This window comes from Nocardioides hungaricus (assembly GCF_054782915.1).
This window is the reverse complement of record NZ_BAAGRO010000016.1, coordinates 360,445-387,064: the sequence shown is the minus strand read 5'-3', so window position 1 is coordinate 387,064 and position 26,620 is coordinate 360,445. Positions and strand designations below refer to the sequence as shown.

At 73.4% G+C, this 26,620-nt stretch carries 23 protein-coding genes and 2 pseudogenes; 6 read left to right on the top strand and 19 right to left on the bottom strand.

Translation table 11 applies throughout. The annotated features are described in order from the left end of the window. Positions 1-144: 144 nt before the first annotated feature. The 3 genes and pseudogenes from ACYVKX_RS06870 to ACYVKX_RS06860 form a co-directional block, all read right to left on the bottom strand. Positions 145-285: pseudogene (locus ACYVKX_RS06870) on the bottom strand (ATP-binding cassette domain-containing protein); the annotation flags it as partial. 98 nt (positions 286-383) lie between these two features. Beyond that, on the bottom strand, positions 384-2,633 hold the full coding sequence (locus tag ACYVKX_RS06865) for a 3-hydroxyacyl-CoA dehydrogenase NAD-binding domain-containing protein (RefSeq protein ID WP_460829996.1): 2,250 nt from the start codon (positions 2,631-2,633) through the stop codon (positions 384-386). 15 nt (positions 2,634-2,648) lie between these two features. Then, the gene (locus ACYVKX_RS06860; RefSeq protein ID WP_460829995.1) at positions 2,649-3,860 is read right to left on the bottom strand and encodes an acetyl-CoA C-acetyltransferase; all 1,212 of its coding nucleotides are present in this window, start codon (positions 3,858-3,860) and stop codon (positions 2,649-2,651) included. Positions 3,861-3,930: 70 nt separating this feature from the next. On the opposite strand from ACYVKX_RS06860, the gene ACYVKX_RS06855 reads away from it, so the two are divergent. Together ACYVKX_RS06855 and ACYVKX_RS06850 are read left to right on the top strand one after the other, a co-directional pair. After that, complete coding sequence (locus ACYVKX_RS06855) at positions 3,931-4,605, top strand: MerR family transcriptional regulator (protein WP_460829994.1); 675 nt, start codon at positions 3,931-3,933, stop codon at positions 4,603-4,605. A gap of 29 nt (positions 4,606-4,634) precedes the next feature. Beyond that, positions 4,635-5,540 (top strand): NAD(P)H-binding protein, encoded by a 906-nt coding sequence (locus ACYVKX_RS06850; protein WP_460829993.1) that lies wholly within the window; start codon positions 4,635-4,637, stop codon positions 5,538-5,540. Here ACYVKX_RS06850 and ACYVKX_RS06845 read toward each other — a convergent pair. The 8 genes and pseudogenes from ACYVKX_RS06845 to ACYVKX_RS06810 all read right to left on the bottom strand — a co-directional run bounded on the left by ACYVKX_RS06845 (position 5,502) and on the right by ACYVKX_RS06810 (position 12,929). Next, positions 5,502-6,095, bottom strand: coding sequence for a lysostaphin resistance A-like protein (locus ACYVKX_RS06845; RefSeq protein ID WP_460829992.1), 594 nt, complete (start codon positions 6,093-6,095; stop codon positions 5,502-5,504). The genes ACYVKX_RS06850 and ACYVKX_RS06845 overlap by 39 nt on opposite strands. Positions 6,096-6,165: 70 nt before the next feature. Then, the gene (locus ACYVKX_RS06840; protein ID WP_460829991.1) at positions 6,166-6,360 is read right to left on the bottom strand and encodes a CsbD family protein; all 195 of its coding nucleotides are present in this window, start codon (positions 6,358-6,360) and stop codon (positions 6,166-6,168) included. A 265-nt stretch (positions 6,361-6,625) separates the two neighbouring features. Beyond that, positions 6,626-7,585: pseudogene (locus ACYVKX_RS06835) on the bottom strand (DEAD/DEAH box helicase); the annotation flags it as partial. Between the two features lie 139 nt (positions 7,586-7,724). Further along, complete coding sequence (locus ACYVKX_RS06830; RefSeq protein ID WP_460829990.1) at positions 7,725-9,164, bottom strand: flavin-containing monooxygenase; 1,440 nt, start codon at positions 9,162-9,164, stop codon at positions 7,725-7,727. 32 nt (positions 9,165-9,196) lie between these two features. Beyond that, positions 9,197-10,354, bottom strand: coding sequence for a CaiB/BaiF CoA transferase family protein (locus ACYVKX_RS06825; RefSeq protein ID WP_460829989.1), 1,158 nt, complete (start codon positions 10,352-10,354; stop codon positions 9,197-9,199). A gap of 99 nt (positions 10,355-10,453) precedes the next feature. After that, on the bottom strand, positions 10,454-11,182 hold the full coding sequence (locus tag ACYVKX_RS06820) for an amino acid ABC transporter ATP-binding protein (protein WP_460829988.1): 729 nt from the start codon (positions 11,180-11,182) through the stop codon (positions 10,454-10,456). Then, positions 11,179-12,042 carry an amino acid ABC transporter permease gene (locus ACYVKX_RS06815; protein ID WP_460829987.1) on the bottom strand — a complete coding sequence of 288 codons (864 nt, stop codon included), beginning with the start codon at positions 12,040-12,042 and terminating at the stop codon, positions 11,179-11,181. The genes ACYVKX_RS06820 and ACYVKX_RS06815 overlap by 4 nt, the downstream gene beginning before the upstream one ends. Beyond that, positions 12,039-12,929, bottom strand: a complete 891-nt coding sequence (locus tag ACYVKX_RS06810; RefSeq protein ID WP_460829986.1) for an ABC transporter substrate-binding protein — start codon at positions 12,927-12,929, stop codon at positions 12,039-12,041. The genes ACYVKX_RS06815 and ACYVKX_RS06810 overlap by 4 nt, the downstream gene beginning before the upstream one ends. Positions 12,930-12,973: 44 nt before the next feature. On the opposite strand from ACYVKX_RS06810, the gene ACYVKX_RS06805 reads away from it, so the two are divergent. After that, entirely contained in the window at positions 12,974-13,933 is a 960-nt protein-coding gene (locus ACYVKX_RS06805) for a M28 family metallopeptidase (RefSeq protein ID WP_460829985.1), read from the top strand. On the opposite strand, the gene ACYVKX_RS06800 is transcribed toward ACYVKX_RS06805, so the two are convergent. Further along, positions 13,908-15,038, bottom strand: coding sequence for a CapA family protein (locus tag ACYVKX_RS06800; protein ID WP_460829984.1), 1,131 nt, complete (start codon positions 15,036-15,038; stop codon positions 13,908-13,910). The two genes, ACYVKX_RS06805 and ACYVKX_RS06800, sit on opposite strands and share 26 nt — an antisense overlap. A 46-nt stretch (positions 15,039-15,084) precedes the next feature. Here ACYVKX_RS06800 and ACYVKX_RS06795 point away from each other — a divergent pair, with 46 nt between their 5' ends. Together ACYVKX_RS06795 and ACYVKX_RS06790 are read left to right on the top strand one after the other, a co-directional pair. Further along, complete coding sequence (locus tag ACYVKX_RS06795) at positions 15,085-16,227, top strand: MalY/PatB family protein (RefSeq protein WP_460829983.1); 1,143 nt, start codon at positions 15,085-15,087, stop codon at positions 16,225-16,227. Positions 16,228-16,237: 10 nt separating this feature from the next. Then, on the top strand, positions 16,238-17,533 hold the full coding sequence (locus ACYVKX_RS06790) for a UDP-glucose dehydrogenase family protein (protein ID WP_460829982.1): 1,296 nt from the start codon (positions 16,238-16,240) through the stop codon (positions 17,531-17,533). A 37-nt stretch (positions 17,534-17,570) separates the two neighbouring features. Here the strand turns inward: ACYVKX_RS06790 and ACYVKX_RS06785 are convergent, their stop codons facing one another. From ACYVKX_RS06785 to ACYVKX_RS06760, 6 genes are read right to left on the bottom strand one after another with little or no spacing between them, the layout of a single operon-like run. Beyond that, positions 17,571-18,845, bottom strand: a complete 1,275-nt coding sequence (locus tag ACYVKX_RS06785) for a glycosyltransferase family 2 protein (RefSeq protein WP_460829981.1) — start codon at positions 18,843-18,845, stop codon at positions 17,571-17,573. Then, the gene (locus ACYVKX_RS06780; protein WP_460829980.1) at positions 18,838-19,734 is read right to left on the bottom strand and encodes a glycosyltransferase family protein; all 897 of its coding nucleotides are present in this window, start codon (positions 19,732-19,734) and stop codon (positions 18,838-18,840) included. The genes ACYVKX_RS06785 and ACYVKX_RS06780 overlap by 8 nt, the downstream gene beginning before the upstream one ends. Further along, on the bottom strand, positions 19,731-20,516 hold the full coding sequence (locus ACYVKX_RS06775) for a hypothetical protein (RefSeq protein WP_460829979.1): 786 nt from the start codon (positions 20,514-20,516) through the stop codon (positions 19,731-19,733). Before ACYVKX_RS06775 ends, ACYVKX_RS06780 begins: the two co-directional genes overlap by 4 nt. A 10-nt stretch (positions 20,517-20,526) precedes the next feature. Then, positions 20,527-22,062, bottom strand: a complete 1,536-nt coding sequence (locus tag ACYVKX_RS06770; protein ID WP_460829978.1) for a glycosyltransferase family 2 protein — start codon at positions 22,060-22,062, stop codon at positions 20,527-20,529. Next, complete coding sequence (locus ACYVKX_RS06765) at positions 22,059-23,621, bottom strand: hypothetical protein (protein WP_460829977.1); 1,563 nt, start codon at positions 23,619-23,621, stop codon at positions 22,059-22,061. Before ACYVKX_RS06765 ends, ACYVKX_RS06770 begins: the two co-directional genes overlap by 4 nt. Next, on the bottom strand, positions 23,621-24,544 hold the full coding sequence (locus ACYVKX_RS06760) for a class I SAM-dependent methyltransferase (RefSeq protein ID WP_460829976.1): 924 nt from the start codon (positions 24,542-24,544) through the stop codon (positions 23,621-23,623). The genes ACYVKX_RS06765 and ACYVKX_RS06760 overlap by 1 nt, the downstream gene beginning before the upstream one ends. A 24-nt stretch (positions 24,545-24,568) precedes the next feature. On the opposite strand from ACYVKX_RS06760, the gene ACYVKX_RS06755 reads away from it, so the two are divergent. Beyond that, on the top strand, positions 24,569-25,222 hold the full coding sequence (locus tag ACYVKX_RS06755) for a sulfotransferase (protein ID WP_460829975.1): 654 nt from the start codon (positions 24,569-24,571) through the stop codon (positions 25,220-25,222). A gap of 44 nt (positions 25,223-25,266) precedes the next feature. Here ACYVKX_RS06755 and ACYVKX_RS06750 read toward each other — a convergent pair whose 3' ends face one another. After that, complete coding sequence (locus tag ACYVKX_RS06750) at positions 25,267-26,619, bottom strand: GH1 family beta-glucosidase (RefSeq protein ID WP_460829974.1); 1,353 nt, start codon at positions 26,617-26,619, stop codon at positions 25,267-25,269. Position 26,620: the final 1 nt, after the last annotated feature.

The window sequence follows — 26,620 nt, the reverse complement described above, 5'->3', positions numbered from 1 at the left end:
GTCGGCGGCCGTCGGCGGCGTCGCGGGCCTGCGGCCGGCGACGGTGTTGCCGTCGGCGGGATCGGCGGCCTGGAGCACGGGCCGGCCGCCGGCCGGGACGACGACCTGCGCCTCGGCCGATCCGAGCCGTCGGTCGAGCGACTCGACCGAGACGGTGCCGGCGGTCGGGGCGTCGAGCCCGCCGGCGAGGGTGAGCAGCGTCGACTTGCCGGAGCCGGAGGGCCCCATCACCGCGACCAGCTCACCCGCGGCGACCCGGAACGACGCGTCCGCGAGCGCGCGCACCTCGGTGGCGCCCTCGCCGTGGACCCGGGTCGGACCACCCGGCCAGGCCGCGCCCGTCCCGGACGACGGGCCTGGCTCGGGTCGCCGTAGGCGTGTCCTCAGGCCGGGAACGACCCGTTGGAGGCGGCCAGGTCGCGGAGGTACGCCGAGGGGCGGAACCGGTCGCCGTAGGTCTCGGCCAGCTCGTCGGCGCGGGCGACGAACGCACCCAGGCCGACCTGCCCCGGAGCCCCCGACGGCGGCCGAGCCTCGTAGCCCTGCATGAACTGCGCGGCGCCGCCGGTCATCGCGGGGAAGCCGATGCCCATGATCGAGCCGATGTTGGCCGCGGCCGCGGACTCGATGACACCCTCCTCGAAGCACTTCGCGGTCTCGAGCGCCTCGATGAAGAGCATCCGCTCGCGCATGTCCTCGATCGGGATCGCCTCGGCGGCGACCGGGAAGGTCTCGGCCAGGCCGGGCCAGATCCCGGCGCGCTTGCCGGACTCGTCGTACTCGTAGAAGCCCGCGCCCTTGAGCCGCGAGGGGCGGCCGAGCTCGATCATCCTCGCGACGACGGCCTCACCGGCCGACGGCACCCACGAGAGCCCCTCGCGGGCGGCGGCGTCGGCGGACGCCTGCTGGATCTTGGCCATCAGCTCCATGTTCAGCTCGTCGCTGAGCTGGAGCGGCCCGACCGGGTAGCCGGCCTGGGTCGCGGCCCGCTCGATCGACACCGGGTGGCAGCCCTCGGCGAGCATCGCCAGGCCCTCCATCACCTGGGTGCCGATCACGCGCGAGGTGTAGAAGCCGCGGCTGTCGTTGACGACGATCGGCGTCTTGCGGATCTGCTGCACCACGTCGTACGCCTTCGCCAGTGCGACGTCGGAGGTCTCCCGCCCGCGGATGATCTCGACGAGCGGCATCTTGTCCACGGGGCTGAAGAAGTGCAGGCCGATGAAGTCGGCGGGGCGGTCGACGCCCGCGGCGAGCTCGGTGATCGGCAGCGTCGAGGTGTTCGAGCAGAGCAGCGCGTCGCCCCTGCCGTGTCCAGTGACGTACGGCGCGACCTCCGCGAACACCTGCTGCTTGAGCGAGGGGTCCTCGAAGACGGCCTCGATCACCAGGTCGCAGCCGGCCAGGTCGGCCGGGTCGGCGGTGGGCGTGATGCGGTCGAGCAGCTCCCGCGACCTCTCCTCCGTGAGCCGGCCGCGCGAGATCGCCTTGGCGTTGAGCCTCTCCGAGTACGCCTTGCCCCTCTCGGCGGCGTCCTGCGCGACGTCCTTGAGCACGACCTGCATGCCCGCGCGGGCGCAGGAGTAGGCGATGCCGGCGCCCATCATGCCGGCGCCGAGGACGCCGACCTTGGTGGCCTTGAACGGCGGCACGCCCTCCGGGCGGAGCCGGCCGGCGTTGATCGCCTGGAGGTCGAAGAAGAACGCCTGGATCATGTTCTTCGAGCCCTGGTTGACGATCAGGTTGGTCAGGTAGCGCGACTCGATCCGCGACGCGGTGTCGAAGTCGAGCCCCGCGCCCTCGACCGCGGCGGACAGGATCGCGCGCGGCGCCGGGTAGACCGCGCCCTTGGTCTGCTTGCGCAGCAGGGCCGGGAACGCCGGCAGGAAGCCGGCCAGCGCGGGCGAGGTCGGCGAGCCGCCGGGCATCTGGTAGCCGGGCTTGTCCCAGGGGTTCTGGCTCTCCTCGGGATTGGCCCTGATCCACGCCTTCGCGGCCGGGACCAGCTCCTCGCGGGTCGCGACCAGCTCGTCGACCAGCCCCTTCTCCTTCGCCGTACTCGGCTTGAACTGCGTGCCCGGGAGCAGCACGTCCATCAGGCCGGCCTGCAGGCCGAGGAGGCGTACGACGCGGGTCACGCCGCCCCCGCCCGGCAGCAGGCCGAGGGTCGACTCCGGCAGCCCGATCTTGACGCTGTCGTCGTCGACCGCGATCCGGTGGTTGCAGGCCAGGCAGATCTCGAAGCCGCCGCCGAGGGCGGCGCCGTTGATCGCCGCGACCACCGGCCTCGGGAACAGCTCGAGCCTGCGCAGGCCGGCCTTGACCGCCTCGCCCATCGCGAACACCGCGGCGGCGTCCTCCCTGGTCGCCTGCACCATGCTCTTGAGGTTGCCGCCGGCGAAGAAGGTCTTCTTCGCGCTGGCGATCACGACACCGGTCACGCTGTCCGGGTCGGCGGCCAGCTCGTCGTACAGCCGCTGCACGGCGGCGGCCATCGACTCCTGGTAGAGCTCGTTCATGGTGTTCGCGCTCGCGGTCGGGTCGTCGAGCGTGAGGGTGACGATGCCGTCGGCGTCCTTGTCGTAGCGGACGGCGCTGTGTCGGTCAGTGAGGGGCTGCTGGGTCTCGGTCATGACTCCCTCTCGAACTCAGACGATCTCGACGATGGTGGCGATCCCCATGCCGCCGCCGACGCAGAGCGTGGCGAGGCCGCGGCGCAGGTCCCGGCGCTGGAGCTCGTCGACGAGCGTGCCGAGGATCATCGCGCCGGTGGCGCCGAGCGGGTGGCCCATCGCGATCGCGCCGCCGTTGACGTTGGTGATCTCGGGGCTGACGTCGAGGTCGCGCATGAACCGCATCGCGACCGCGGCGAACGCCTCGTTGATCTCGAACAGGTCGATGTCCTCGACCTCGAGGCCGGCCCGGGCCAGCGCCTTGCGGGCGGCCGGGGCGGGGCCGGTGAGCATGATCGTCGGGTCCGCTCCGGACACGGCGGTGGCGAGCACGCGGGCCCGCGGGGTCAGGCCGAGCGACGTACCGACCTCCTCGGTGCCGATCGCCACGAGCGCGGCGCCGTCGACGATGCCGGAGGAGTTGCCGGCGTGGTGGACGTGGTCGATCCGCTCGACCCAGTGGTACTTCTCCAGTGCCACGTCGTCGAAGCCCGCCTGGGCGCCGATGTCGGCGAAGCTCGGCTTGAGGCCGGCCAGGCCCTCGACGCTCGTGTCGGGACGGATCAGCTCGTCGTGGTCGAGGACGGTGAGGCCGTTGATGTCCTCGACGGGTACGACGGAGCGCGCGAAGTAGCCGTTGGCCCACGCCTTCGCGGCGCGGTGGTGGGACTCGGCGGCGTAGGCGTCGACGTCCTCGCGGCTCCAGCCCTCGAGGGTGGCGATCAGGTCGGCGCCGATGCCCTGCGGCACGAAGCCGGTCTGCAGCGCGGTGGCCGGGTCGCTCGCCCAGGCGCCGCCGTCGGAGCCCATCGGCACCCGGCTCATCGACTCCACGCCGCCGGCGAGGATCAGGTCCTCGAAGCCGCCGCGCACGCGAGACGCCGCCTGGTTGACCGCCTCGAGGCCGGAGGCGCAGAAGCGGTTGAGCTGCACGCCCGCCACGGTCTCGGGATAGCCGGCCTTCAGCGCCGCGGTCTTGGCGATGTCGCCGCCCTGCTCGCCGATCGGGGTCACGACGCCGAGGACGACGTCGTCGACGCGCTCGGGGTCCAGGGAGGGGTTGCGCTCCCTGATCTCGTCGAGCAGCCCGACGACGAGGTCGACCGGCTTGACCTCGTGCAGGGAGCCGACCTGCTTGCCCTTGCCGCGCGGCGTGCGAATGTGGTCGTACACGAATGCCTCAGCCATGGACCGATTGTGACACTATTACTGTCACCGTCAACAGGACGGCTGCGTGGGGCAGGTCACGAGGAGTGCGATGGACGAGCTGCTGACGCTGGAGGAGCTGACGACGCGCGTCGGCATGAGCGTGCGCAACGTCCGCTTCTACACCACCAAGGGGCTGGTGCCGCCGCCGATCCGGCGCGGCCGGTCGGGCTACTACAGCGACTCCCACGTCGCCCGCCTCGAGCTGGTCCGCGAGCTCCAGAGCCACGGCTTCACGCTGACCGCGATCGAGCGGTACGTCGCCGACATCCCCGACGACGCCTCCCCCGAGGACATCGCGCTGCGGCGCACCATGCTCGCGCCCTGGCAGGCCGACCTCCCGGTCGCGATGTCGCGCACCGAGCTGTCCCGCCGGGCCGGGCGCACCCTCAGCGAGGAGGACCTCGACACCCTCGTCGCGCTGGGCGTCGTGCGGCGGCGCCACCACCAGCTCGCGGTCGCGGTCTCCCAGCTCTCCAACGGCATGCGGCTGCTCGACCTCGGCTTCCCGGCCGAGATCGCCGAGGCCGCCAAGCAGGTCTTCGTGGCCCACGGGCGCCAGATGGCCGACGAGCTCGAGGACGTCATCCGCACCCGGCTGGCGCCCGCGTACGGCGGCATGGACGACGCCCGCCTCCGCGAGGTGCTCGAGCGGCTCAAGCCGCTGTCGGTCGGCGGCCTGGTGACGGCGTACGAGAACGGCGTCGCGAAGGCCGCGCGGCGGTGAGGTAGCGCGCGGATGGGTACGACCCCTGCGTGACCACCGTCCTCGTCGCCGGCGCGACCGGCTTCATCGGCCGTCGGCTGGTGCCTGCCCTGATCGAGAGCGGCCACGAGGTGCGCGCGATGACCCGTCGCCCGGAGGAGTACGACGGACCCGGCGAGCCGGTCGCGGGCGACGTGGCCGACCCGGGCAGCCTCGCGGAGCCGATGACCGGCGTCGACGTCGCGGTCTACCTCGTCCACTCGCTCGACGACGACGACTTCGAGCGCAAGGACGCCGACGCGGCGCGTTCGTTCGGGCTGGCCGCGGCCGCGAGTGGACTTCGGCAGATCGTCTACCTCGGCGGGCTCGGCAGGGACGCCGACGACCTCTCGCCGCATCTGCGCTCGCGCCGCGAGGTGGAGCGGCTGCTCGGCGAGGCCCGCGTGCCGGTGACCGTGCTCCGCGCCGCGATCGTGGTCGGCGCCGGCGGCATCTCCTGGGAGATGACCCGCCAGCTGGTGAAGAACCTGCCCGCGATGGTGGTGCCGTCCTGGGCGACCACCCTGACCCAGCCGATCGCCCTCGACGACGTGGTCTGCTACCTCGTCGGCGTGGTCGGCAACGAGGAGGCGTTCGCGACGACCTACGAGATCGGCGGCCCGGAGCAGCTGACCTACGTCGACATGCTCCAGCGGGCCGCCGAGGTCATCGACGGACGCCGGGTCCCGATCGTGACCGTGCCGGTGCTGACGCCCCGGCTGTCGTCGTACTGGATCTCGCTCGTGACGAACGTCGACGCCACCACCGGCCGCAACCTGATCGACTCGATGAGCACCGAGGTGATCGTCACCGACCACGCGATCCGGGACGTGGTGACCGGCGAGCCGATCCCCTACGCCGAGGCGGTGCGGCGGGCGCTAGTAGACGGCCGGGAGCGCGAAGAGCATCGTGAGTGACCAGGCCAGGTGCGCGAGGATCGGCGCGACCAGGCCGTCGTAGCGCTGCCGCATCAGGCCGACCACGGCGCCGAGCACGACCGCCGAGAAGGCGAGCAGGACGTTGCCGGTGCCCAGCGTCGCGAGGCCGTACGCCGCCGTGGAGATCAGCACCGGACGCTGGGGGAACGCCGCGTAGACCGAGCCGCGGAAGAACAGCTCCTCCGCGATCCCCGTGATCGCGGTGCAGATCGCGAGGAGGGCGAGCGAGCCCTGGTCGGCGTGCTCGCCGAGGGCGTCGAGCTGGCCCTCGAGCAGACCCAGCTCGCGGAACGCGACGGTGCCGAGCACGAAGACGCCCGCCAGGGCGAGACCGGCCGCGACCGGCAGCACCAGTGGGCGGGGCGGTCCGAGGCGAACCGGGCCGGCCACAAGGGCGCCGGCCACCCAGACCGCGGCCACGGCGAGGACGGCGGGGTAGAACCAGGCGCTGCCGGCGTCGATGCGGAGAGAGAGCCCGAGGACCACTCCTCCGAGCGCGACGAAGGCAGCCGTCAGCAACTGGCGTTCGCGCACGGCCGACCGACCCCCTCCCGAGGGGGCTCTGCCCACTGCGCCGAGGAGCTACACCTGTGGTCTGGTCCGGCTACTTGGTGAGCCCGTCCTTGACGTCCTTCGCGGCGTCCCTGACGTGCTCACCGGCGTTCTTGACCTTGCCGGACGCCTGGTCCGCCCTGCCCTCGGCCTGCAGATCGCGATCGCCGGTGGCGTCGCCGACCGACTCCTTGCCGCGACCCTTGAGCTCCTCGACCTTGTTCTCTGCCTTGTCCTTGAGTCCCATGACCCGCAGGTGACCGATCGGGCGGTGCCTGAAACGTGAGGCCGCCGGGCACCGTCACGCGTTCGCCGGGGGCGAGCTGGGCGAGGACCGGGTGCGTGGTGTCGTGGACCCGGGTCGTGGTCGGCTTGATGCCGGCCGCGCGGGTGAGCTGGCGCACGTCGCGCACCTGGTCGTCGGTCATCAGGGTGATGACGGTGCCCCGAGCGCCGGCGCGCGCCGTACGCCCCGAGCGGTGGAGGTACGCCTTGTGCTCGGTCGGCGGATCCGCGTGCACGACCAGCGCGACGTCGTCGACGTGGATGCCGCGGGCCGCGATGTCGGTGGCGACCAGCGTGGTGGCGCGGCCGCTGTGGAAGGCGTCCATGTTGCGGGTCCGCGCACCCTGGCTGAGGTTGCCGTGCAACTCGACCGACGGGACGCCGAGCTTGTTGAGCTGGCGGGCCAGCGCCTTGGCGCCGTGCTTGGTGCGGGTGAAGACCACCGTGCGGCCCGGCGCGCTGGCGAGATCCGCGACCACCGGCACGCGATGCTCGCGGGCTAGGTGCAGGACGTGGTGGTCCATGGTCACGACCGGGGACTGCGCGGAGTCGGCCTGGTGGGTCACCGGGTCGGACAGGAACCGCCTCACCAGCACGTCGATCGCCTTGTCCAGCGTGGCCGAGAACAGCAGCCGCTGACCGGCCTTCGGGGTCTGGTCGAGCAGGCGGCGTACGGCGGGCAGGAAGCCCAGGTCGGCCATGTGGTCGGCCTCGTCGAGGACGGTGACCTCGACGTCGCCGAGGTCGCAGTGGCCCTGGCCGATGAGGTCCTCGAGCCGGCCGGGGCAGGCGAGGACGATGTCGGCGCCGCGGCGCAGGCCCTGGACCTGCGGGCCCTGGCCGACGCCGCCGAAGACGGTCTGGGTGGTGAGGCCGGCGGCCGTCGCCAGCGGGGCGAGGGACTCCTGGATCTGGCCGACCAGCTCACGGGTCGGCGCGAGGACCAGGGCGCGCGGCCTGCGCGGCCGGGCCGTGCGGCCCGAGGCGGTCAGCCGGGCGACGAGCGGGACGAGGAAGGCGTAGGTCTTGCCGGAGCCGGTGCGGCCCCGGCCCAGGACGTCGCGGCCGGCGAGCGAGTCGGGCAGCGTCGCGGCCTGGATGGGTGTCGGAGTGGTGATGCCGCGGGTCGCGAGGACCGCGGCGAGGTCGGCGGGCACACCGAGATCGGTGAAGCCCGCAGGGGACATGGAGGACAAGAGGAAGTCGCTAACTGCTGGGGTGTCTCGCCAGCAATGGATCCGAGATGGCGCAGGAGCGGAGCTCGCGCGAGGCCCGAGGCAAGACAGGACGGGCAACTGCGTCGAGTGTACGGGCAGGGTGCCCGGATCACCCAAACGTCAGGACCCCGTCGTCGATGGGGTCGCGGTTGATCGCGCGGACGTCGGCCAGGAAGTTCTGCCGCAGCCTCCACGGCTCGCGGTCGCCCTGCTTGGGCAGCTCGTCGAGCGCCCGCAGGATGTAGCCGGAGCTGAAGTCGATCAGCAGCTCCTCGCCGACGCTCGGGTCGCGCGGCGCCACCGCCCGGCGTACCCCGTGCTCGTCCATGTGGGCGAGCAGCCGGCACACGAAGTCCGCGACCAGGTCGGCCTTGAGCGTCCAGGACGCGTTGGTGTAGCCGATCGTGAACGCGAAGTTGGGGACGTCGCTGAGCATCAGCGCCTTGTAGGTCAGCGTGTCGTGCAGCTTGACCTCGGCGCCGTCGACGGTGAGCCGCATGCCGCCCATCGCCTTGAGGGTCAGGCCCGTCGCGGTCACGATGACGTCGGCCTCCAGCTCCTCGCCCGAGCGCAGCCGGATGCCGGTCTCGGTGAACCTCTCGATGTGGTCGGTGACGACGGAGGCCGTGCCCGCGCGGAACGCCCGGAACAGGTCGCCGTCGGGGACGAAGCAGAGCCGCTGGTCCCACGGGTCGTACGCCGGCTTGAAGTGCGTGTCGACGTCGATGCCGGGCGGCAGCTGCCTGGCGACCGTCGCGCGGATCGCCCGCTTGGCCAGCTCCGGGCGGCGCCGGGCGAGCTGGAAGGTGAGGACCGCGAGCAGGATGGCCTTGGCGCGCACGATCCGGTAGCGGATCGCGCTCGGCAGCCAGCGCAGCCGGGCGGCGATCGGGTCGCGGCCGGGCAGGGAGAGGACGTAGGTCGGCGACCGCTGCAGCATCGTCACGTGGCCGGCCCCGCCATTGGCCAGCGCGGGCACCAGCGTCACCGCGGTCGCGCCGGAGCCGATCACCACGACTCGCTTGCCGGTGCAGTCGAGGTCCTCGGGCCAGTGCTGCGGGTGCACGACCTCGCCGCGGAAGTCGGCCCGGCCGGGGAACTCCGGCGAGTACCCCTGGTCGTAGTCGTAGTAGCCGCCACAGGCCCATAGGAAGCCGGTCGTGAACGTGAGCGGCTCGCCGTCGTGGTCGACCTCGACGGTCCAGAGGTCGGTCGCGGAGTCCCAGCTCGCGCTGGTCACCCGATGCCGGTAGCGGATGAGCCGGTCGACGCCGTACTCGCTCGCGACGGTGCGGAGGTAGGCGAGGATCGACGGGCCGTCGGCCAGTGCGACATCGCCCTCCCAGTGCCGCCACCTGAAGCCGAAGGTGAACATGTCGGAGTCGGAGCGGATGCCGGGGTAGCGGAACAGGTCCCAGGTGCCGCCGCTGACCGCGCGCGCCTCGAGCACGGCGACGGTGCGGCCGGGGTGCTCCGTGCGCAGCCGCGCGGCGGCGCCGATGCCCGAGAGCCCGGCACCGACGATGAGGACGTCGACGTGCTCGGCCATGCCGACACCCTACTGAATATCTGTCAACAGGACTAGCCCTGGACCGCTGCCCCGGACTCGATCAGCGCGTCGGCGTCCGCGATGCCCCAGGCGGCGAGCGCCTCGCGGGTGCTGTCGCCGGCACTCTCGGCCGGGCGGCCGATGGTCGCCCCGGTGCGGGAGAAGCGCGGCGCCGGTGCCGGCTGGAGGAGGCCGTCGTGGCGGACGATCGTGCCGCGCGCCTCGAGGTGCGGGTGCTCGGCCGCCTCGGTGAACGGGATGATGCCCGCGACGCAGGCGTCGGTGCCCTCGAAGATCTCGACCCACTCGGCCTGGGTGCGCTGCCTGAATGTGGTCGCGATCAGCTCCCGGAGGGCGTCGGCCCGGCCGGCGTCGTACCGGTCCGGCGCGGTCTCCCCGATGCCGAGCAACTCGACGAAGACGTCGTAGAACTGCGGCTCCAGAGGGGCCACCGACAGGTGCCTGCCGTCGGCGGTCTCGTAGACGTCGTAGTAGGGCACGCCGCCGTCGAGCAGGTTGGCGGCGCGCTCCTCGGTGTAGCCGCCGGAGGCGAGGAACGCCGCGGTCATCGCGTTGAGGTGGGCGGTGCCGTCGACGATCGCGGCGTCGACGACCTGGCCCCGGTTGCTCGTCCTGGCCTCGAGGAGGGCGGCGAGGATGCCGATGACCAGGTACGTCGAGCCGCCGCCGAAGTCGCCGAGGAGGTTCATCGGGAAGTGCGGGCGGCTCTTGTCCTGGCCGAGGCCGTGCAGCGCGCCGGTGATCGCGATGTAGTTCATGTCGTGGCCGGCCGCCTGGGCGAGCGGGCCGTTCTGACCCCAGCCGGTCATCCGGCCGTAGACGAGCCTCTCGTTGCGCGCGTGGCACTCGTCGGGACCGAAGCCGAGGCGCTCGGCGACACCGGGCCGCATGCCCTCGACGAGGACGTCGGCGGTCTCGACCAGTTGGAGGACGGTCTCGACGGCTGCCTCGTTCTTCAGGTCCAGCACCACGCTCGGCCGGCCGCGGTTGAGCAGCATCTGCGGCCCACCGCCCGCCAGTGCCTGCCCGCCCGGCCGCTCGATGCGGATCACGTCGGCCCCGAGGTCGGCCAGGATCATGCACGCGTGCGGCCCCGGCCCGATCCCGGCGATCTCCACGACCTTCACCCCTCGCAGCGGTCCCGTGCCCCGGCCGAGTTCGATGCCCATGGCCCGATCATGACAGAGGTGCTGTCAAGGTTGATGCCGAGTCGGCGCAGACTCAGCTGAGACTGCGCCGACTCGGCGTTGAGTTTGCGCCGACTCGGCCTACAGGACGCGGCGGAGGAACTGGCGGGTCCGGTCCTCGCGAGGGGAGGTGAAGATCTCGGACGGGGGGCTCTGCTCGAGGATCCGGCCCTCGTCGAGGAAGCAGACGGAGGTGGCGACGTCGCGGGCGAAGGCCATCTCGTGGGTGGCGATCACCATCGTCATCCCGGCCGCGGCCTCGGCCCGGACGATCGAGAGCACCTCGCCGACCAGCTCGGGGTCGAGGGCGGCGGTGATCTCGTCGAGCAGGAGCACCGAGGGGTGCGTGCAGAGCGCGCGGACCACGGCGGCACGCTGCTGCTGCCCGCCGGAGAGCCGGTCCGGGTGCTTCCGAGCGTGCTCGGAGAGACCGAAGCGCTCCAGCAGCGAGAGCGCCCGGGCCAACGCCTCCGCGCGCGAGACACCGTGCACCTTCCGCGGCGCGAGCGTGCAGTTGTCGAGCACGGTCAGGTGCGGGAACAGGTTGTAGGCCTGGAAGACCATGCCCATCCGCGACCGCACCTCGCGCGGGTCGACCCGCGGGTCGGAGATCTCCCGCCCCTCGAACGAGATGACCCCGTCGTCGATGTCCTCGAGCAGGTTGAGGCAGCGCAGCAGGGTGGACTTCCCGGAGCCGGACGAGCCGATCAGGCAGACCACGTCGTGCTGCTCGAGCGACAGCGAGACGTCGTCGAGGACCAGCCGATCGCCGTAGGACTTGCGCAGGCCGGAGACGGACAGGAGGCTCACATCGACCCCGCCAGCTCGCGCCGCCGCATCCGCGCGGTCAGCCAGTCGCACAGCCGCGCGAGCGGCACGGTCATCGCGATGAAGAAGACGGCAACGACGAGGTACGGCGTGAAGTTGAAGTTGTAGAGCGCGTAGTCACGCGCGTTCGCCACCGTCTCGAAGACGCCGGCCGCGGAGGCGAGCGCGGTGTCCTTCTGGAGCGAGACGAAGTCGTTGAGCAGCGGGGGTACGACGCGGCGTACCGCCTGCGGGATGATCACGTGCCGCAGCGCCTGGGCACGGGAGAGGCCGAGCGCCTCGGCACTCGCCCACTGGGACGGATGGACCGAGAGGATGCCCGAGCGGAACACCTCGGCGACGTAGGCGCTGTAGGAGACGACCAGCGCCGTGGTCGCCCAGAAGAACGGGCTGACCGGCAGCCCCTGGAGCTCGAGCGCCGGCATGCCGAACGCGAAGACGTAGACCAGCAGGATGGTCGGGATGCCCCGGACGACGTCGGTGTAGGCGACTGCGACGATGCGCAGCGGCATCAGCCACGGCGACCGGCTCACCCGGGCCGTCGCGATCAGCATCGCGACGACGAGGATGAACACCTCGGCGACGAGGAACATCTTGACGTTCAGCCACAGGGCGTCCCAGACCGCCGGCAGCGAGGCCCTCGCGTCGGGCCAGCTGAGGAAGTACTCGCGGAACCGCGGCCAGCCCGGCGAGCTGCCCACGACCACGACGACCAGGGCGAAGACCGCGACGGTCATCACCGTCGCGATCGCCGCGGACCGCGCGCGGGTCCGGCTCCGGACCCGGCGCCGGTCGAGCTCGTGCCGGCTCGGCGACCAGTCGCTCACCCGGTGGGCGGTCATTGGAGCTCGGGCACGTCCACGACGTCGGAGAGCCACTGCTGCTCGAGCTGGTCGAGCGTGCCGTCCGCACGCAGCGCCGCGAGCGCCTGGTTGACGCACGACACGAGCGCGCTGCCCTTCTCGAAGAGCATGCCGAACTCCTCCTGCTGGCCGCCCTCGACCTGGAACTGCCCCACGACGACGCTGTTCGGGATCTCGGCCGCGCTGATGTAGAACGCTGTCGGGAGGTCGGCCAGGATCGCGTCGACCTGGCCGTTCTGCAGCGCGGCCTTGGCGACGTTGGTGTCCTCGAACACCATCGCCTCGGTGTCCGGCGCGATGACGTCGCGGATCGCGGTGAGCGAGGTGGTGCCGGTCTGGGCGCCCAGCCGCAGGCCCTGGAGGTCGGCGAGGCTGGTCGCGTCGGCGCCGGGAGTGCCCTTGAGCGCGATGACCGCCTGCGACGCCTGGTAGTAGCCGTCGGAGAAGTCGACCGCCTCGGCCCGCTTGGCGTTGATCGAGATCTGGTTGATGTCGAAGTCGAAGTCCTTCGGGCCGGGCGCGTAGGACTTGTTGAACGGCACCTTGACCCACTGGACCTGGTCCTGGCTGAAGCCGAGCTGCTCGGCGACCGCGTAGGCGACCGCGGACTCGTAGCCCTGGCCGTTGGTCGGGTCGTTCTTGCGGAACCAGGGGTCGTACGCCGGCGAGTCGGTGCCGACGGTCAGCTGGCCGGCCGTGCGCAGCGCGAGGGAGTCGGCGGCGCAGGAACCCGAGGACTCGGTGGCGGAGGGGGTCGAGGTGTCCTCCGCCGTCGGCGACGAGGAGTCCTCGGCCGGGGCACAGGCCGAGACGACGAGGATCACGGGGAGGACGGCGGAGGCCGCCAGGGTTCGACGCAGGCGCATGACGAAAGGGTAGGGCTCGGAGACCGGCCGCGTACGGTCATCCCATGAGGAGAGCGGTCGTGGGCTCGCTCACGGCGGTCGCGCTGGCGACCGCCGGCTGCTCCGGCGACCGCGACACCGACCCAGGCAGCGACCCCGGCAGCGACCCCGGCCGGCCCACGTCCACGGCGGCTGTCCCGACCACTCCGACACCCACGCCGGACCCGGAGCCGCCGCGCCGGTTCGAGGCAGCCCGCGCGCTGGCCACGGTCCGCGACCTCGCGGGCGGCATCGGCCCGCGGCTGGCCACGGGCCCCGCGCTCGACGAGGCGGCGGCGTACGTCGCGAGGCGCCTCCGGCGCGAGGGGTACGCCGTGCGGCGCGAGTCGTTCCCGGTCCCGGCCGGCGACTCGTGGGGCGTGCCGGTGGACGCGGGCCGCTCGCAGAACGTGGTGGCCGAGCCGCCGGACTTCCAGCCCCGCAAGGGATATGTGCTCCTCGGCGCGCACCTGGACAGCATCGCGGTCGCCCCGGGCGCCGAGGACAACGCGTCCGGCGTCGCGGTGCTGCTCGAGCTCGCCCGGGTGCTGCAGGGCGAGAGTCAGGTCGTGCTGGTGGCGTTCGGCGGCGAGGAGCCGGTCGGCGAGGTGGAGATGCACCACTACGGCTCGAAGCATCGCGTCGCGGCGATGTCGCCGGCCGAGCGCCGCGGGCTGACCGCGATGGTCTCCCTGGACCGGGTCGGCGTCGGGGACCGGGTGCCGGTCTCGTCCGTGCCGGGGACGCCCGCGCGCACGGCCGAGGGCCTCGCCGCGGCCGGGCGGCGGGCCGGCGTCCCGGTGACGCTCGGCCTCAACACGACCAGCGACCACGAGTCGTTCGCGGACGCCGGGCTGCCGGCGGCGCGGATCGGCAGCACCGACTACGCGGCGTACCACTCCGCCGACGACCTGCCCCGAGTGGTCGATCCCGCTCAGCTGAGCCGGATCGGGCGCCTGCTCACGGCGTGGCTCCGGGCGAGCTGAACTCCCGGAACCCGTCGAGCATCCGCCGCGCCTGCGACACCGGCACCACCCGCGGGGCGAAGTCGGCGCCGATCCGGTAGGGCACGAGCTCCGCGGCCACCAGCCGGTCGCCCCAGAACGTCGCCTCCAGCGCCAGCCCCTCCATGGTCTCGGGCGAGAAGTCCATGTCGAAGACGAAGTTGCCCAGCGACTGCACCACGAGCGAGTCGCCGACCAGCTCCGCGCCCTGCACCCAGTGCGGGTGGCCACCGACGACCAGGTCCGCGCCGGCGCGGGCCAGCGCCCGGGCGACCCGGCGCTGCACCGGCCACGGCTCGTAGGTGTACTGCTCGCCCCAGTGCGGCATGACCACGACGACGTCCACGCGCCGGGCGAGGCGGCGTACGTCGCCGACGAGCCGGTCGAGCTCGGCGGTGTCGAGCGGACCCGTGCGCGGCGGCATGCTCAGCGACAGCGCACCCGGCTGCCCGGGCGCGGCCTCCGGGGTCTCGCCGATCGCGTTGAAGCCGAGGAAGCCGAAGCTGACGCCGTCCCGGCGTACCACCGCCGGCTCGCGCGCGGCGGCGAGGTCCGCCCCGGCGCCGAACGTCGCGAACCCGCCCTCGCGCAGCAGCGACACGGTCGAGACGAGGCCGGCGTCGCCGTAGTCGCCGGTGTGGTTGTTGGCGAGGCTCAGCGCGTCGAACCCGGCCCGCCTCAGGTCGGCGCGCACCGACGGCGGGGCGTCGAAGAGGTCGGTCTGCACCGGGTTCGGCGGCCCGGCGGTCGAGAGGGTGCTCTCCAGGTTGCCGACGGTGATGTCGGCGCCGGCGAGCCGGTCGGCCATCGGGTCGAGCGCGGGCGAGCCGGCGACGCGCCGGCCGAGCATGACGTCGCCGACGACGGTCAGCGTGGTGACCGGCCCGGTCGGCGGGCCGAGGCCGACCGTCCCCGGGCGGGTGTTGGCGTCGACGACGGGCGGGCGCGGCGCTGGATCGGGGGACGGAGTCCGGGTGGGAGTCGGCGTCGAGGGAGGGGCCGACGACGGCGCCGACCGCGGCGGCTCGGCGTCCGAGGTGCAGGCGGTCAGCAGCCCGGCGACGACCAGGCCGGCGACCCACCTCATCCCGTCACGGTAGCCGGGCCGCTTCAACCCCCGGTTCAATGGACCGGTGATCCGCGACCTCACCGACGACCAGGCCCGCGCCGCGCTCCCGTTCAAGTGGGACGTCGCCCCCGGCGTACTCCCGGCGTGGGTCGCCGAGATGGACTTCCGGCTCGCCGAGCCGATCGAGGAGGCGCTGGTCCGCAGCGTCCGCTCCGGCGCGGTCGGCTACCCGCCGCCCGACGACGGCGGCCTGGGTACGGCGTTCGCCGGGTTCGCCGCGCGGCACTGGTCGTGGGAGGTGCCGGCCGCCGCGGTCGTCCCGACCGGCTCGGTGATCGGCGGGATGCGGATCGCGCTCGAGGCGCTCTGCCCGCCGGGGCCGGTCGTGGTGCCGCTGCCGTGCTACCCGCCGTTCCGCGACGTGGTCGCCGTGACCGGCCGCGAGCTGGTGCCGGTGCCGCTCGACCCGGACGCGGCCGAGGCGACGCTCGACCTCGATGCGGTCGAGCGGGCGTTCGCCGGCGGCGCTCGCACGCTCCTGCTCTGCAACCCGCACAACCCGCTCGGCCGGGCCTGGACCCGCGCGGAGCTGGCCGGCCTCGCCGACCTGGCGCGGCGCCACGACGTGCGCGTGGTCGCCGACGAGATGCACGCGCCGCTGACGCTGCCGGGCGCGACGTTCACGCCGTACCTCACCCTCGACGAGCGCGCGGTCGGGGTCATCAGCGCCTCGAAGTCGTTCAACATGCCGGGCACCCACAACGCCCACCTGGTGCTGCTCGACGAGGCCGACCGGGCGACCGCGCGGGCGCTGCCGGAGCCGGCGCAGAACACCTGGTCCTCGCTCGGCATCGTCGCCGGCACCACCGCCTGGACCGAGGGCGACGCGTGGCTGGCCGCGCTGATCGAGCGGCTGGACGCCAACCGCGCGCTGTTCGCACGGCTGCTCGCCGAGCGGCTGCCGGAGGCGCGGATGCGGCCGCTGGAAGCGACGTACCTCGCCTGGCTCGACCTGCGCGCCTACCGCGTCGAACCGGCGGCCGCCGCGCTGCGGCACGGGCTGCGGGTCAGCCCCGGGTCGGACTACCAGCCCGGGCTGGCCGGCCACGCGCGGCTCAACCTGGCGACCAGCCCGGAGCGGATCGACCTGATGGTTCACCGGCTGGCCACCGCGCTGACGCCCGCCGGCTCCCGGGCCCGGCCCTAGACTCGCCGGTGTGAAGGTCACGGTCATCGGGTGCGGCTACCTCGGCGCGACCCACGCGGCGTGCATGGCGGAGCTGGGGTACGACGTGCTCGGCGTGGAGATCGACGACGCGAAGCGGGAGGCCCTCGCGTCGGGCAAGGTCCCCTTCTACGAGCCGGAGCTCGAGGACCTGCTCGCGCAGCACGTCGCCTCCGGCCGGCTGCGCTTCACCGACTCCTTCGCCGACGCGGGCGCGTTCGGCGACCTCCATTTCGTCTGCGTCGGCACCCCGCAGCGCGGCGACGGGCTCGGTGCCGACGTGTCGTACGTCGACGGCGCGGTCGAGTCGCTGGCGCCGTACCTCTCCGAGGATGCGCTGGTCGTCGGCAAGTCCACCGTCCCCGTCGGCACCGCCGAGCGGCTGGCCGGCCTGCTGGGCGGCGGTGCCGAGCTCGCGTGGAACCCGGAGTTCCTGCGCGAGGGCTTCGCCGTGCGGGACACGCTCGAGCCGGACCGGCTGGTCTTCGGCGTCGCGTCGGAGCGCGCCGAGGGCGTGCTGCGCGAGTTCTACGCGCCGGTGATCGCGGCCGGGACGCCCGTGGTCGTCACCGACTTCGCGACCGCCGAGCTGGTGAAGGTGTCGGCGAACGCCTTCCTGGCCACGAAGATCTCGTTCATCAACGCGGTCGCCGAGGTGTGCGAGGCCGCCGGCGGCGACGTCGTCGACCTCGCCGACGCGATCGGCCACGACGACCGGATCGGCCGCAAGTTCCTCAACGCCGGCGTCGGGTTCGGTGGCGGCTGCCTGCCCAAGGACATCCGCGCGTTCCTCTCGCGCGCCGGCGAGCTCGGCGTCGAGGACGCGATGTCGTTCCTGCGCCAGGTCGACGACATCAACCTGCGCCAGCGCAGCCGGGTCGTCGGGATCGCCACCGCGATGCTCGGCGGCAGCGTCGCCCGCACCCGGATCGCGGTGTGGGGCGCGGCGTTCAAGCCGCACAGCGACGACGTCCGCGACTCCCCCGCGCTCGCCATCGCGGGCCAGCTGCACCTGCGCGGCGCCGCCGTCTCCGTCTACGACCCCAAGGCCAACGACACCGCCCGCGCGATGTTCCCCACCCTCGACTACGCCGAGTCCGCGCTCGCCGCCGCCCGCGACGCCGACCTGCTGCTGCACCTCACCGAGTGGCCGGAGTTCCGCGACGTCTCGCCGGTCGAGCTGGGTGACGTCGTACGCCGCAAGCAGGTCGTCGACGGCCGCAACCGCCTCGACCTGGACACCTGGCGCGCCGCCGGCTGGACCGCCCGCGCCCTCGGCCGCCGCTGAGCGGGTCGTCCGCCTCTCGCGGGTGAATACGCCGCCCTCAGGCGGACGACCCGAGCTCGAGGAGGCGGGACGGCGACAACCCGTCCCATCGTCGCTGCACGCGGGAGGGGTCGAGCAGGTGGTCCAGGTCGACCTGCCAGGTGTGGCCGGACTCGTTGCGGCGCAGCACGTAGCCGAAGCCGTGGGTGCGGTAGATCGCGCCGCCGGCGGCCGCGATCGCGGTCAACAGCTGGCGATCGACGTACTTGTGCACGCTGCGGAAGCCGCCGACCTCGCGCAGCGCGTCGCGGTCGACGAGCATGGTGCCCCCGGCGACGACGTTGGCGTAGAGCTCGGTCGGGTGGCCGCGCTTGACGGTCACATCGGGCGGCGCGAGGTAGTGGAACTCCGGCGGCATCCCGGTCAGCTGCGCGCCGGAGTAGGCACGCGCACGGAGCAGGTCGGCGACCACGTCGGGGGCGTACCAGTCGTCGTCGTCCATCTTCAGCAGTACGTCGCCGTCGGCGGCCGTCGCCGCCGCCTGGAGTACGTCGCCGAACAGCACGTCCGGGGACATCGGGACGACCTTCGCCGGCAGGCCGGTGGCGTTGCGGACCCGGTCCGGATCGACCGAGAACCCGTGCGGCGCCAGCACCAGCTCCAGCGAGTCGACGCCGCGCTGCCGCGCGACCTGGGCGAGGGCGAAGTCGAGCTGCTCGGGGCGCCGGGTCGCGAGCAGCACCGACACCGGCCGCTGCCAGGAGACGGAGCCGTGCGAGTCGATCGCCGCGCGGCGCAGCTCGATGCTGTGCTCCTCGCGGGCGATCGGGTCGTCGAGGTCGACCGCGGCGAAGCCCGGCCCGACCAAGGGGATGCCCGCCATCGCCAGGCCGGCGACCGTCTCCGCGTCGGCACCCGCAGGGACCAGCACCCCCTGGGCGTCTCGCAGCGACGCGACGAGCGCCGCGGACACCGGACCGGACGGCAGGTCGACCACGCCTCGGTCCCACGAGGGCCGGAAGCCGATCGGGTTCAGGACCCGGAGGTCGAGGCCGGGACGCGTGGCCACGACCGCGGGCCACACCGCCTGCCGGCCGACCTCCGCGACGACCTCGGCCACCGGCGCCGGTCGCGCGAACCGCGCCACCAGGACCCAGCCGTCGCCGTCACGGCGCGAGCGCACGGCGGTCGGCCGCGGCCACTCGGGTCGCGGGACGAGGGAGAGCGCGCCGGGGGCGGCGTCGAGGTGGATGGCGATCGCGGCCGCGCGCTCGTCCGGCGATCCGGCGTACGCCCGCAGCGAGAGGAGGTCGGCGAAGGTCAGCTCATGCACGCAGCGGCCTCCCCAGAGATGGACGCTGCACCAGCGGGCGTGGAGCCGCCGGCAGCCAGGTCTGGAGGACATGGTCGACGACGTGCACCCCCGGCGGCGCCTCGATCCGGTGCAGCTCCTCGACCTCGGCGCCGCGCCCGGCGACCAGCGCCCGGTGGACCTCCCACTCGCGCTGCTTGCGCGGCGACCGGGTCGCGTCCTCGAAGGACGACGAGCTCCAGTGCGCGAACTCGTCGACGTCGAGCCACTTCAGCTCGACGCACATCCCGTCGGGCATCACGATCCGCTCGGAGCCGGCCGGGAACTCCCGCACCTCCCACTCGAAGCCCTTCACGTACGTGTAGGCCGGCCCCATCGGGTAGATCCACGGCTCGAGGTAGCGCGTGCGCAGGTCGACCCACGCGACCGACTCGCTCTCGACGGTCACCGGGTGCCGCGGCACCAGCACCACCGCGCCCGAGCGCTCCAGCTGCCACGACAGGTCGCGCAGCGCGAGCACGCCCTCGGGCGTGAGCGCCATGTCGCCGTCCCACTTCATCGAGTACGCCGTGCGCACCTGCGCGAACGACCAGTTGTAGAAGCGCACCAGCGAGTGCACCGAGTCCGGCGGCGTCGCGAGGTGCTCGGCGCCGGCGCGGCTCACCGCGAAGGGGTACGACGCGAGCGTGAACCGGTCCGCGGCCCCGGCCTCCTCCGCCAGCCGCGCGGCCACCTCGGGCGTGCCGTCGTCGGAGCCGTTGTCGACGAGCACGACGTGCTGCACCGCGGCCAGCATCGGCGGCAGCACCCACGGCAGGTTGCGCGCCTCGTTCTTCACGCGGAAGACGCACGTCAGCCCGGGAGCGAGCGGCCCGTCCTGCCACGGCCAGACGACGTCGTACTCGGTCACCGGTGCGACTTCCGCCGGCGGTTGCGCACCGCGACCACCGACGACTGGGCGATGCTCTCGGCCTCCTCGTAGAGGTCGAGGTACGCCGCCCGCAGCTGGTCGAGGGCCGCGTGATCCTCCTCGACCAGGTGGCGTGCGGCGGCGGCGGCGATCTCGCGCAGCCGGGCCGGCACCCGCAGCTCGTCCCAGGGCACGGTCGCGATCGGCGGGTCGGTGGCGAGGAAGTCGTGCACGGCGCGCTGGTCCTGGGCCGTCGCCGACCGGACCACGTCGAGGTCGAGGGCGGCGAGCGGGACCGTCCAGTCGGCGCGCAGCTCGGCGTACCGGACGAGCCGGCGCTCGTGGCCGCGGGTGGACCGCTCGGTGTGGAGCATCGCGTTGACCCGGGCGGCCGTGCGCTCGATGCCGTCGCCGGACTCGGGCTCCGCCCCCACCACGACGACGTGCAGCAGCGAGGCGCCGCAGCGCAGGGCCGCCCAGCGCCAGAGGCCGAGGAGCCAGGGCAGTCCGGGATCCGCCACGACCAGCTCCGGAGCGTCCTCGAGCTGCCGGCGCAGCCAGGTCTCCAGCCGCTCGCGCGGCCCGTCGAGCACGGCGACCTTGCCGGCCTCCAGCCACGCCGCCGGCCGGCCGTCGTCGAGCGCGACGTCGCAGCGGTCGAGCAGGTCCGCGTGCAGGCGGGCGACCCACTCCGGATCGGGCGCGCGCATCCCGAGGGCGTGCAGCGCGCCGGCGACCGTGCCGCTCCCGGCGCCGGTCACCAGGACGATCCGGCGCTCCATGTCCCGCACCCTAGTGCGGCTTCCGGCGCAGGAGCGATCCGAGGCCGCGGCGCCTCTCGGGTGCCGCGGCCCTCCTCTTCGAGGGCTGCTCCGCCGGCTCCCTGCCCAGCGCCCGCCAGGACTCGGCCGGGTCCTGCGCGGCGCCGGCGGTGCCGCGCGGCCGCGGCCGCTCGATCGTCGCGCTGGACTCGAACCCGGCGTCGCCGCCCTCGACCCACCACGACCCGAACAGCTCGTCGACCACGTCGTCGAGGTCCTCGCCCGGCTCGGCGACCCTGCGCGCCCGGGCGTACGCCGCGGTCCGCTCGACCCGCGCCGACGACCCGTCCGGCATCATCACCTGGCGCAGCCCGTGGTGGGTGCGCTCCAGGTGCAGCACCAGCGTGCCGAGCGCCTCGGCGGCCGGCGCCCAGGCCGCGCTGCCGAGCACCAGCCGGAACTGGCCCGCGGGCGCGGGGAGCGACGCCGAGAGCGTCACGCGCGGCTCGCCGGCGTACGACGCACGGAGCAGCCGCGCCGGCAACTGCTGGTCGTCGAGCGGGTGGACGCGCTCCTCCGAGATCGCGGACCAGTCGCCGAGCAGCGTCACGGACAGGTCGGACAGCGACGAGGCGAGCACCGAGTCGACGACGGCCTGGACGGCGCCGTGGTCCTCGCCGCGGGTGTCGAGCACGACCTCGAGGTAGGGCACGGTGTAGAGCCGGCCGCGCCGCCGCTGCGGCTGGAGGTCGGGCACCCGGTCGGTCAGGAACGGCCGGTTGTAGTCGTTGACCTCGTCCTGCCGCTGCTGCTGGTGGGTGCGGCCGAGGTGCCACGCGCGCGCCTCGCGGTCGGCGACGAAGACCGCGCCGCACTCGGCGAGCCGGTAGCCGAGGTCGATGTCCTCGCCGAGCCGCAGCGTGGTGTCCATGCCGCCGCACTCGGCGTAGAGGCTGCGCCGCAGCGATGCGGTCGCGCCGACGTGGGTGCGCAGCGCGCGCGGCCCGGCGGCGCGCAGGTCGTCGGTCTTGTCCCAGACGTCCTCGACCCAGTGCCGCTCCCTCTCGGCGTCGGCGAAGACCTCGTGCATCCGGCCGCTCGCGTCGGGCGGCCGTGCCAGCAGCGGCTCGGGGTCGACGAACCACTTGTGCCCCAGCACCACGGCGTGGTCGATCAGGTGATGCCAGCGCAATTGCGCCGTGACGTCCTCCGGCTCGACCAGCATGTCCGCGTCGAGCCAGTGGATCACCTGCCCATCCGACGCAATTGCGCCGTGATGGCAGGCGTTGGCGCGGCCCCAGCCCTCCTCGACCCGGACGATCCGCGTGTTCTCGGGCCGCACCTCGGGCAGCTCGAGCGGCGAGCGCGGGTCGTCGTCGGCGACGACCACCTCGAGCAGGTGCGCCGGGTACGTCTGGGCCGCCAGCCCGGCGATCACGTAGGGCAGCAGCCGCTGCGCGCCGTACGCCGGGATCACGACCGACACCGACAGCGTCGGCTCCCACGCACCGAGCGCCGGGACGTCGAGCGACCCCCAGTCGTTGCGGCGCACGCGCGGTTGACTCATGGCTCCTCCAGCAGGCGACTGGGGCGGAAGCCGCGCCACTGGCCGGCGAGGCTCGAGCGGGTGAGGAAGTAGCCGAGGCCGCTGTCCCAGGTGTGGCCGCCGGCCGTCCGGCGCAGCACGTAGCCGAGCCCCTGGGTCCGGTAGACCCGGCCGCCCGCCGCGCGCACGTCCTCGAGCAGTCGCGCGTCGACGTGCCGCGGCACCGGCCGGAACCCGCCGACCGCGCGCAGCAGCGCCCGGTCCATCGTCATCGTCCCCCCTGCCACGACGGACCCGAATGCCTCGGTCGGCCCGCGCCGCCGGACGGTCGTGCAGATCGGCTCCAGGTAGACCATCTCGGCGGGCATGCCGACCAGCTCGGCGCCGGAGTAGTGCTTGGCCAGCAGCAGGTCCGCGACGACGTCGGGCCCGTACCAGTCGTCGTCGTCCATCTTCACGACCACGTGCCCCGACGCCGCGTCGGTCGCCGCGCGCAGCACGTCGCCGAAGACCGTCTCCGCGGGCTGCTGCAGCAGCGTCACGGGTACGTCGCCGAGGTGCTCGCGCACGACGCCGGGGTCGGCCTCGAACCCGTGCGTCGCCAGCACCAGCTCCAGCTCCACCCCGCGCTGCCGGCCGACCCGGGCGAGCGCGAACGCGAGCCGTTCGGGCCGCCGGGTCGCGAGCAGCACGCTGACCGAGGGGTACGCCGCCGTACGGATCCCGACGGCGACGCCGGTCCGCTGCCGCCAGCCGAGCGAGGAGTGCTCGCGCAGGGCGGCTCGGCGGAGCCGGACGGAGTGCTCCTCGCGGCGCATCGGGTCGTCGAGGTCGGGGGCGCCGAAGTCGCCGCCGGTCAGGGGGACCCCCGCCATCGCGAGGCCGGCGACCATCCGGGGGTCGGCGCCGACGCCGACCGTCACCGCCTGGGCGTCGCGGAGGCTCGCGACCAGCGCGGGCGTGGGCTCGCCGTCCGGGAGCGGCACCGGGCCGCGGTCCCAGTCGCGGCGGAAGCCGACCGGGTTGAGCAGCGCCTCGTCGAGCGGCCCCAGGCCGGGGTCGACGACCACGGGCGGCCGGCCGAGCACCTCGCTGTGCCCGCCGGTGCCGATCGACGCGGGCACTTCGTCGGTCACGGTGGTCGGGTCCATCGGCACCGCGATGCCGTCGACCACCAGTCCGTGGTTGCCGGTGACGACGGGCGTGCCGGTGTGCCGGGCGAGCTCGACGAGCACCGGCCGGACCGGGGCGGGTCGGCGGAAGGTCATCCGGGTGAACGCGCCGCCGTCGGGCGTCTCGGCGTCGAGGGCCGCCAGGGGCGGCCACTCGGGGCGGAGCACGGTCGTGACCGGGCCGGCCGCGTGCGCCAGGTGGCAGGCGACGTGCTTCGCCCGGCCGAGGTCGGGCAGGGCCGAGGCGGCCAGCCGCAGGGCGCTCTCGTCGGCGACCGACAGCAGCACGGTCGCCCACCTGTGCTCGGGGACCTCGTCGCCGAGCACGGCGTAGGTGACGCCCGCGGGCAGCGCGCCCGGGTCGGCACCCAGCACGAGCGCCGGAGTGGCCAGGTCGCCCAGCATCATCACGTCCGGGTGAGGACCGCGGCGCCCTTGTCGAGCTTGAGCAGCTCGAGTTCGAAGCCCGGCAGCAGCGGCCGCCACCGCTCCACCACGTCCGCGTCGCCGGGGCGGGCGGTGTCGTCGACGAGGATCGTGCAACGCTCGGCGAGCCGGTCGCGCAGCAGCGGGACCATCGGGTACCGCGCCCGCGGCCCGGTGCCCTCGGGCGGACCGTCGACCAGCACCAGGCCGACGTCGGTGAGGTCGGCGATCGCCGACGCGTCGTACCAGGGCGTCTCGTGGCCCGCCAGCGACGTGGGCGCCAGCGGGGCGACCCGGACCTCGGCGTACTCCGCGACGCCGTGGCGCTCCAGCATCCGCCGGGTCTGCTCGGCCCACTCGGGCTGGTGCTCGAGCGCGACGATGCGCGTGGCGATGCCGTGCTCCTTCGCGGCGAGCGCGAGGACCACGGTCGAGACGCCGCTGCCGCCCTCGACCACCGTCGCCGGGCGCAGCTCGACGAACCGGTCGACGAGCTCGACCAGCAGGTCGGCCGACGCGGTCCAGAGGCCGAGCGGCGGGATCCCCGAGCGGATCGGCACCATCGCGAACAGGTTGACCAGGTCCTGCACTCGCTTGGCGACGTGGTCGCGCTCCCGGCGCAATTGCGCCGTTGTGGCAACGCCCCGGGGAAGCCGCGCCTCCCGCGACGGCTGCCGCGGCTGCTCGCGCTGGCGCTGCCTGGCCAGCTTGCGCTCGAGCTGGTCGAAGCGCCGGTTCACCGTCTCGACCAGCACGTAGAGCGCGGCCGCGACCACGACGACGAGCCCGGAGAACGCGAGGCCGATCAGGACGCCGGTCGCGCCGTCGATCAGCCCGGCGACGACCGGCACCGCGACCAGGACGAGGGCGAGCGCCGGGGCGACGGACCGGACACGCTGGAGCATGGCGGTCAGCCTAGACTCCCGGCCATGGCGCCACGGGACCTGGACTACCTGTTCGTGGTCACCTACGGCCGGTCCGGATCCACGCTCCTCATGGGGCTGCTGAACACGCTGCCCGGCTACCTCATCCGCGGCGAGAACCGCGACGCGCTGCACCACCTCTTCCGCTTCGACCAGACCATGCGGACCGAGAGCGGCCGCGGCCCGAAGCGCCGGCTCCGCGAGCCCACGCACCCGTTCTTCGGCATCGCCGACTACCCGCGCCAGAAGGCGGTCCGCCAGCTACGCCGGATCGCCACCGACACCGTGCTGCGGCCGCAGCAGGACACCCGGGTCACCGGCTTCAAGGAGATCCGGTGGTACCACCCCGACCTCGAGGAGTACGTCGCCTGGCTGCGTGAGGTCTTCCCGGGCGCCCGGTTCCTCGTCAACACCCGCAACCACGCGGACGTGCTCAGGAGCAAGTGGTGGGCCGAGGGCGAGGACAAGTCCACGCATCTCGCCGACATCGAGCGCCGGATCCTCGCGCTCGCAGACTCACTTGCCGACGCGGCGTACCGCGTCCACTACGACGAGTACGTCGCCGACCCGACGGTCCTGCGCGGCATGTTCGCCTGGCTGGGCGAGGAGTTCGACGAGGCCGCCGTCCGGGCCACGATGGCCGTCCGGCACAGCATCTGACGTCGAGTCGGCGCAGTCTCAGCTGAGACTGCGCCGACTCGGCGTCAACCGATGGACCGGGTCTGGGCGGCGATCACGTCGGCGTACCACTGGAAGGACCGCTTCGGCGTGCGCACCAGGGTCTCGTAGTCGACGTGCACCAGGCCGAACCGCTGCGAGTAGCCCTCGGACCACTCGAAGTTGTCCAGGAGCGACCAGACGTAGTAGCCGCGGACGTCGACGCCGCGCTGGACGGCGGTGGCGACCGCGCGCAGGTGGGCGTCGAGGTAGTCGATGCGCGGCTGGTCGTCGACGACGCCGTCCTCGTCCGGGCCTATGTTGTAGGCGCAGCCGGACTCGGTGATGTAGATCGGCGGCAGCGCGGCCCGGTAGCGGGCGCGCAGCGTGATCAGCCACTCGCGCAGCGCGTCCGGCACGACCGGCCAGCCGAAGTCGGTCACCGGGTAGCCGACCAGCTCGCGGAACTCGAACGGCATCTCCGCGTCCTCGCGGGCGGCACCGATCTTGAACGGGTTGTAGTAGTTGACCCCGTAGAAGTCGAGCGGCTGCCGGATCGTGGCCAGGTCGCCGTCGCGGACGATCGGGTCGAGCAGCGGCTGGAGATCCCGGGGGTAGCGGCCGAGCAGCATCGGCTCGGTGAACATGCCGTTCCAGAGCGCGTCGAACAGCTTGGTCGCGCCGACGTCGGCCTCGTGGTCGGAGGCCGGCCACATCGGGGCGTGGTTGTTCGCGCAGCCGACCGACGTCGCCCCCGCGGCGCGCAGCGCGACGGCGGCCCGGCCATGGCCGAGAAGCAGGTGGTGGGCGACCGGCATCGCGTCGAACATCAGCGCCTTCCCCGGCGCGTGCATGCCGATCGCGTAGCCCATCATCATCACCACGTTGGGCTCGTTGACCGGGATCCAGTGCTCGACCCGGTCCGCGAACCGCTCGCCGAGGATCGCGGCGTAGTCGGCGAACCGCTCCACGGTGTCGCGGTTCAGCCAGCCGCCGTCGTCCTCGAGCGCCTGCGGCAGGTCCCAGTGGTAGAGCGTCACCATCGGCTGCACGCCGCTCGCGAGCAGTTCGTCGATCAGCCGGTCGTAGAACGCGAGACCCGCGGCGTTCGCCGGGCCCGAGCCGGTCGGCTGGATCCGCGGCCACGACACCGACAGCCGGTACCCACCGACGCCGAGCCGCCGCATCAGCGCCACGTCCTCGGCGTACCGGTGGTAGTGGTCGCACGCCACCTCGCCGGTGTCGCCGTCGTGGATCGTGCCGGGCCGGGCGGTGAAGGTGTCCCAGATGCTGGGGCCCTTGCCGTCCTCGGTGGCCGCGCCCTCGATCTGGTACGACGCCGTGCTGGTGCCGAAGCGGAAGCCGGGCGGGAGCTGGGGAGGGAGCACGGGCACAATCATG

Excerpts from the sequence above, each read along its gene's own strand:
- ACYVKX_RS06810 (WP_460829986.1), bottom strand. The coding sequence starts at position 12,929 with ATGCGCCTGCGTCGAACCCTGGCGGCCTCCGCCGTCCTCCCCGTGATC.
- ACYVKX_RS06865 (WP_460829996.1), bottom strand. The coding sequence starts at position 2,633 with ATGACCGAGACCCAGCAGCCCCTCACTGACCGACACAGCGCCGTCCGC.
- ACYVKX_RS06775 (WP_460829979.1), bottom strand. The coding sequence starts at position 20,516 with ATGGAGCGCCGGATCGTCCTGGTGACCGGCGCCGGGAGCGGCACGGTC.
- ACYVKX_RS06825 (WP_460829989.1), bottom strand. The coding sequence starts at position 10,354 with ATGGGCATCGAACTCGGCCGGGGCACGGGACCGCTGCGAGGGGTGAAG.
- ACYVKX_RS06805 (WP_460829985.1), top strand. The coding sequence starts at position 12,974 with ATGAGGAGAGCGGTCGTGGGCTCGCTCACGGCGGTCGCGCTGGCGACC.
- ACYVKX_RS06860 (WP_460829995.1), bottom strand. The coding sequence starts at position 3,860 with ATGGCTGAGGCATTCGTGTACGACCACATTCGCACGCCGCGCGGCAAG.
- ACYVKX_RS06840 (WP_460829991.1), bottom strand. The coding sequence starts at position 6,360 with ATGGGACTCAAGGACAAGGCAGAGAACAAGGTCGAGGAGCTCAAGGGT.
- ACYVKX_RS06760 (WP_460829976.1), bottom strand. The coding sequence starts at position 24,544 with ATGCTCCAGCGTGTCCGGTCCGTCGCCCCGGCGCTCGCCCTCGTCCTG.
- ACYVKX_RS06765 (WP_460829977.1), bottom strand. The coding sequence starts at position 23,621 with ATGATGCTGGGCGACCTGGCCACTCCGGCGCTCGTGCTGGGTGCCGAC.
- ACYVKX_RS06855 (WP_460829994.1), top strand. The coding sequence starts at position 3,931 with ATGGACGAGCTGCTGACGCTGGAGGAGCTGACGACGCGCGTCGGCATG.
- ACYVKX_RS06755 (WP_460829975.1), top strand. The coding sequence starts at position 24,569 with ATGGCGCCACGGGACCTGGACTACCTGTTCGTGGTCACCTACGGCCGG.
- ACYVKX_RS06830 (WP_460829990.1), bottom strand. The coding sequence starts at position 9,164 with ATGGCCGAGCACGTCGACGTCCTCATCGTCGGTGCCGGGCTCTCGGGC.
- ACYVKX_RS06770 (WP_460829978.1), bottom strand. The coding sequence starts at position 22,062 with ATGAGTCAACCGCGCGTGCGCCGCAACGACTGGGGGTCGCTCGACGTC.
- ACYVKX_RS06800 (WP_460829984.1), bottom strand. The coding sequence starts at position 15,038 with ATGAGGTGGGTCGCCGGCCTGGTCGTCGCCGGGCTGCTGACCGCCTGC.
- ACYVKX_RS06815 (WP_460829987.1), bottom strand. The coding sequence starts at position 12,042 with ATGACCGCCCACCGGGTGAGCGACTGGTCGCCGAGCCGGCACGAGCTC.
- ACYVKX_RS06750 (WP_460829974.1), bottom strand. The coding sequence starts at position 26,619 with ATGATTGTGCCCGTGCTCCCTCCCCAGCTCCCGCCCGGCTTCCGCTTC.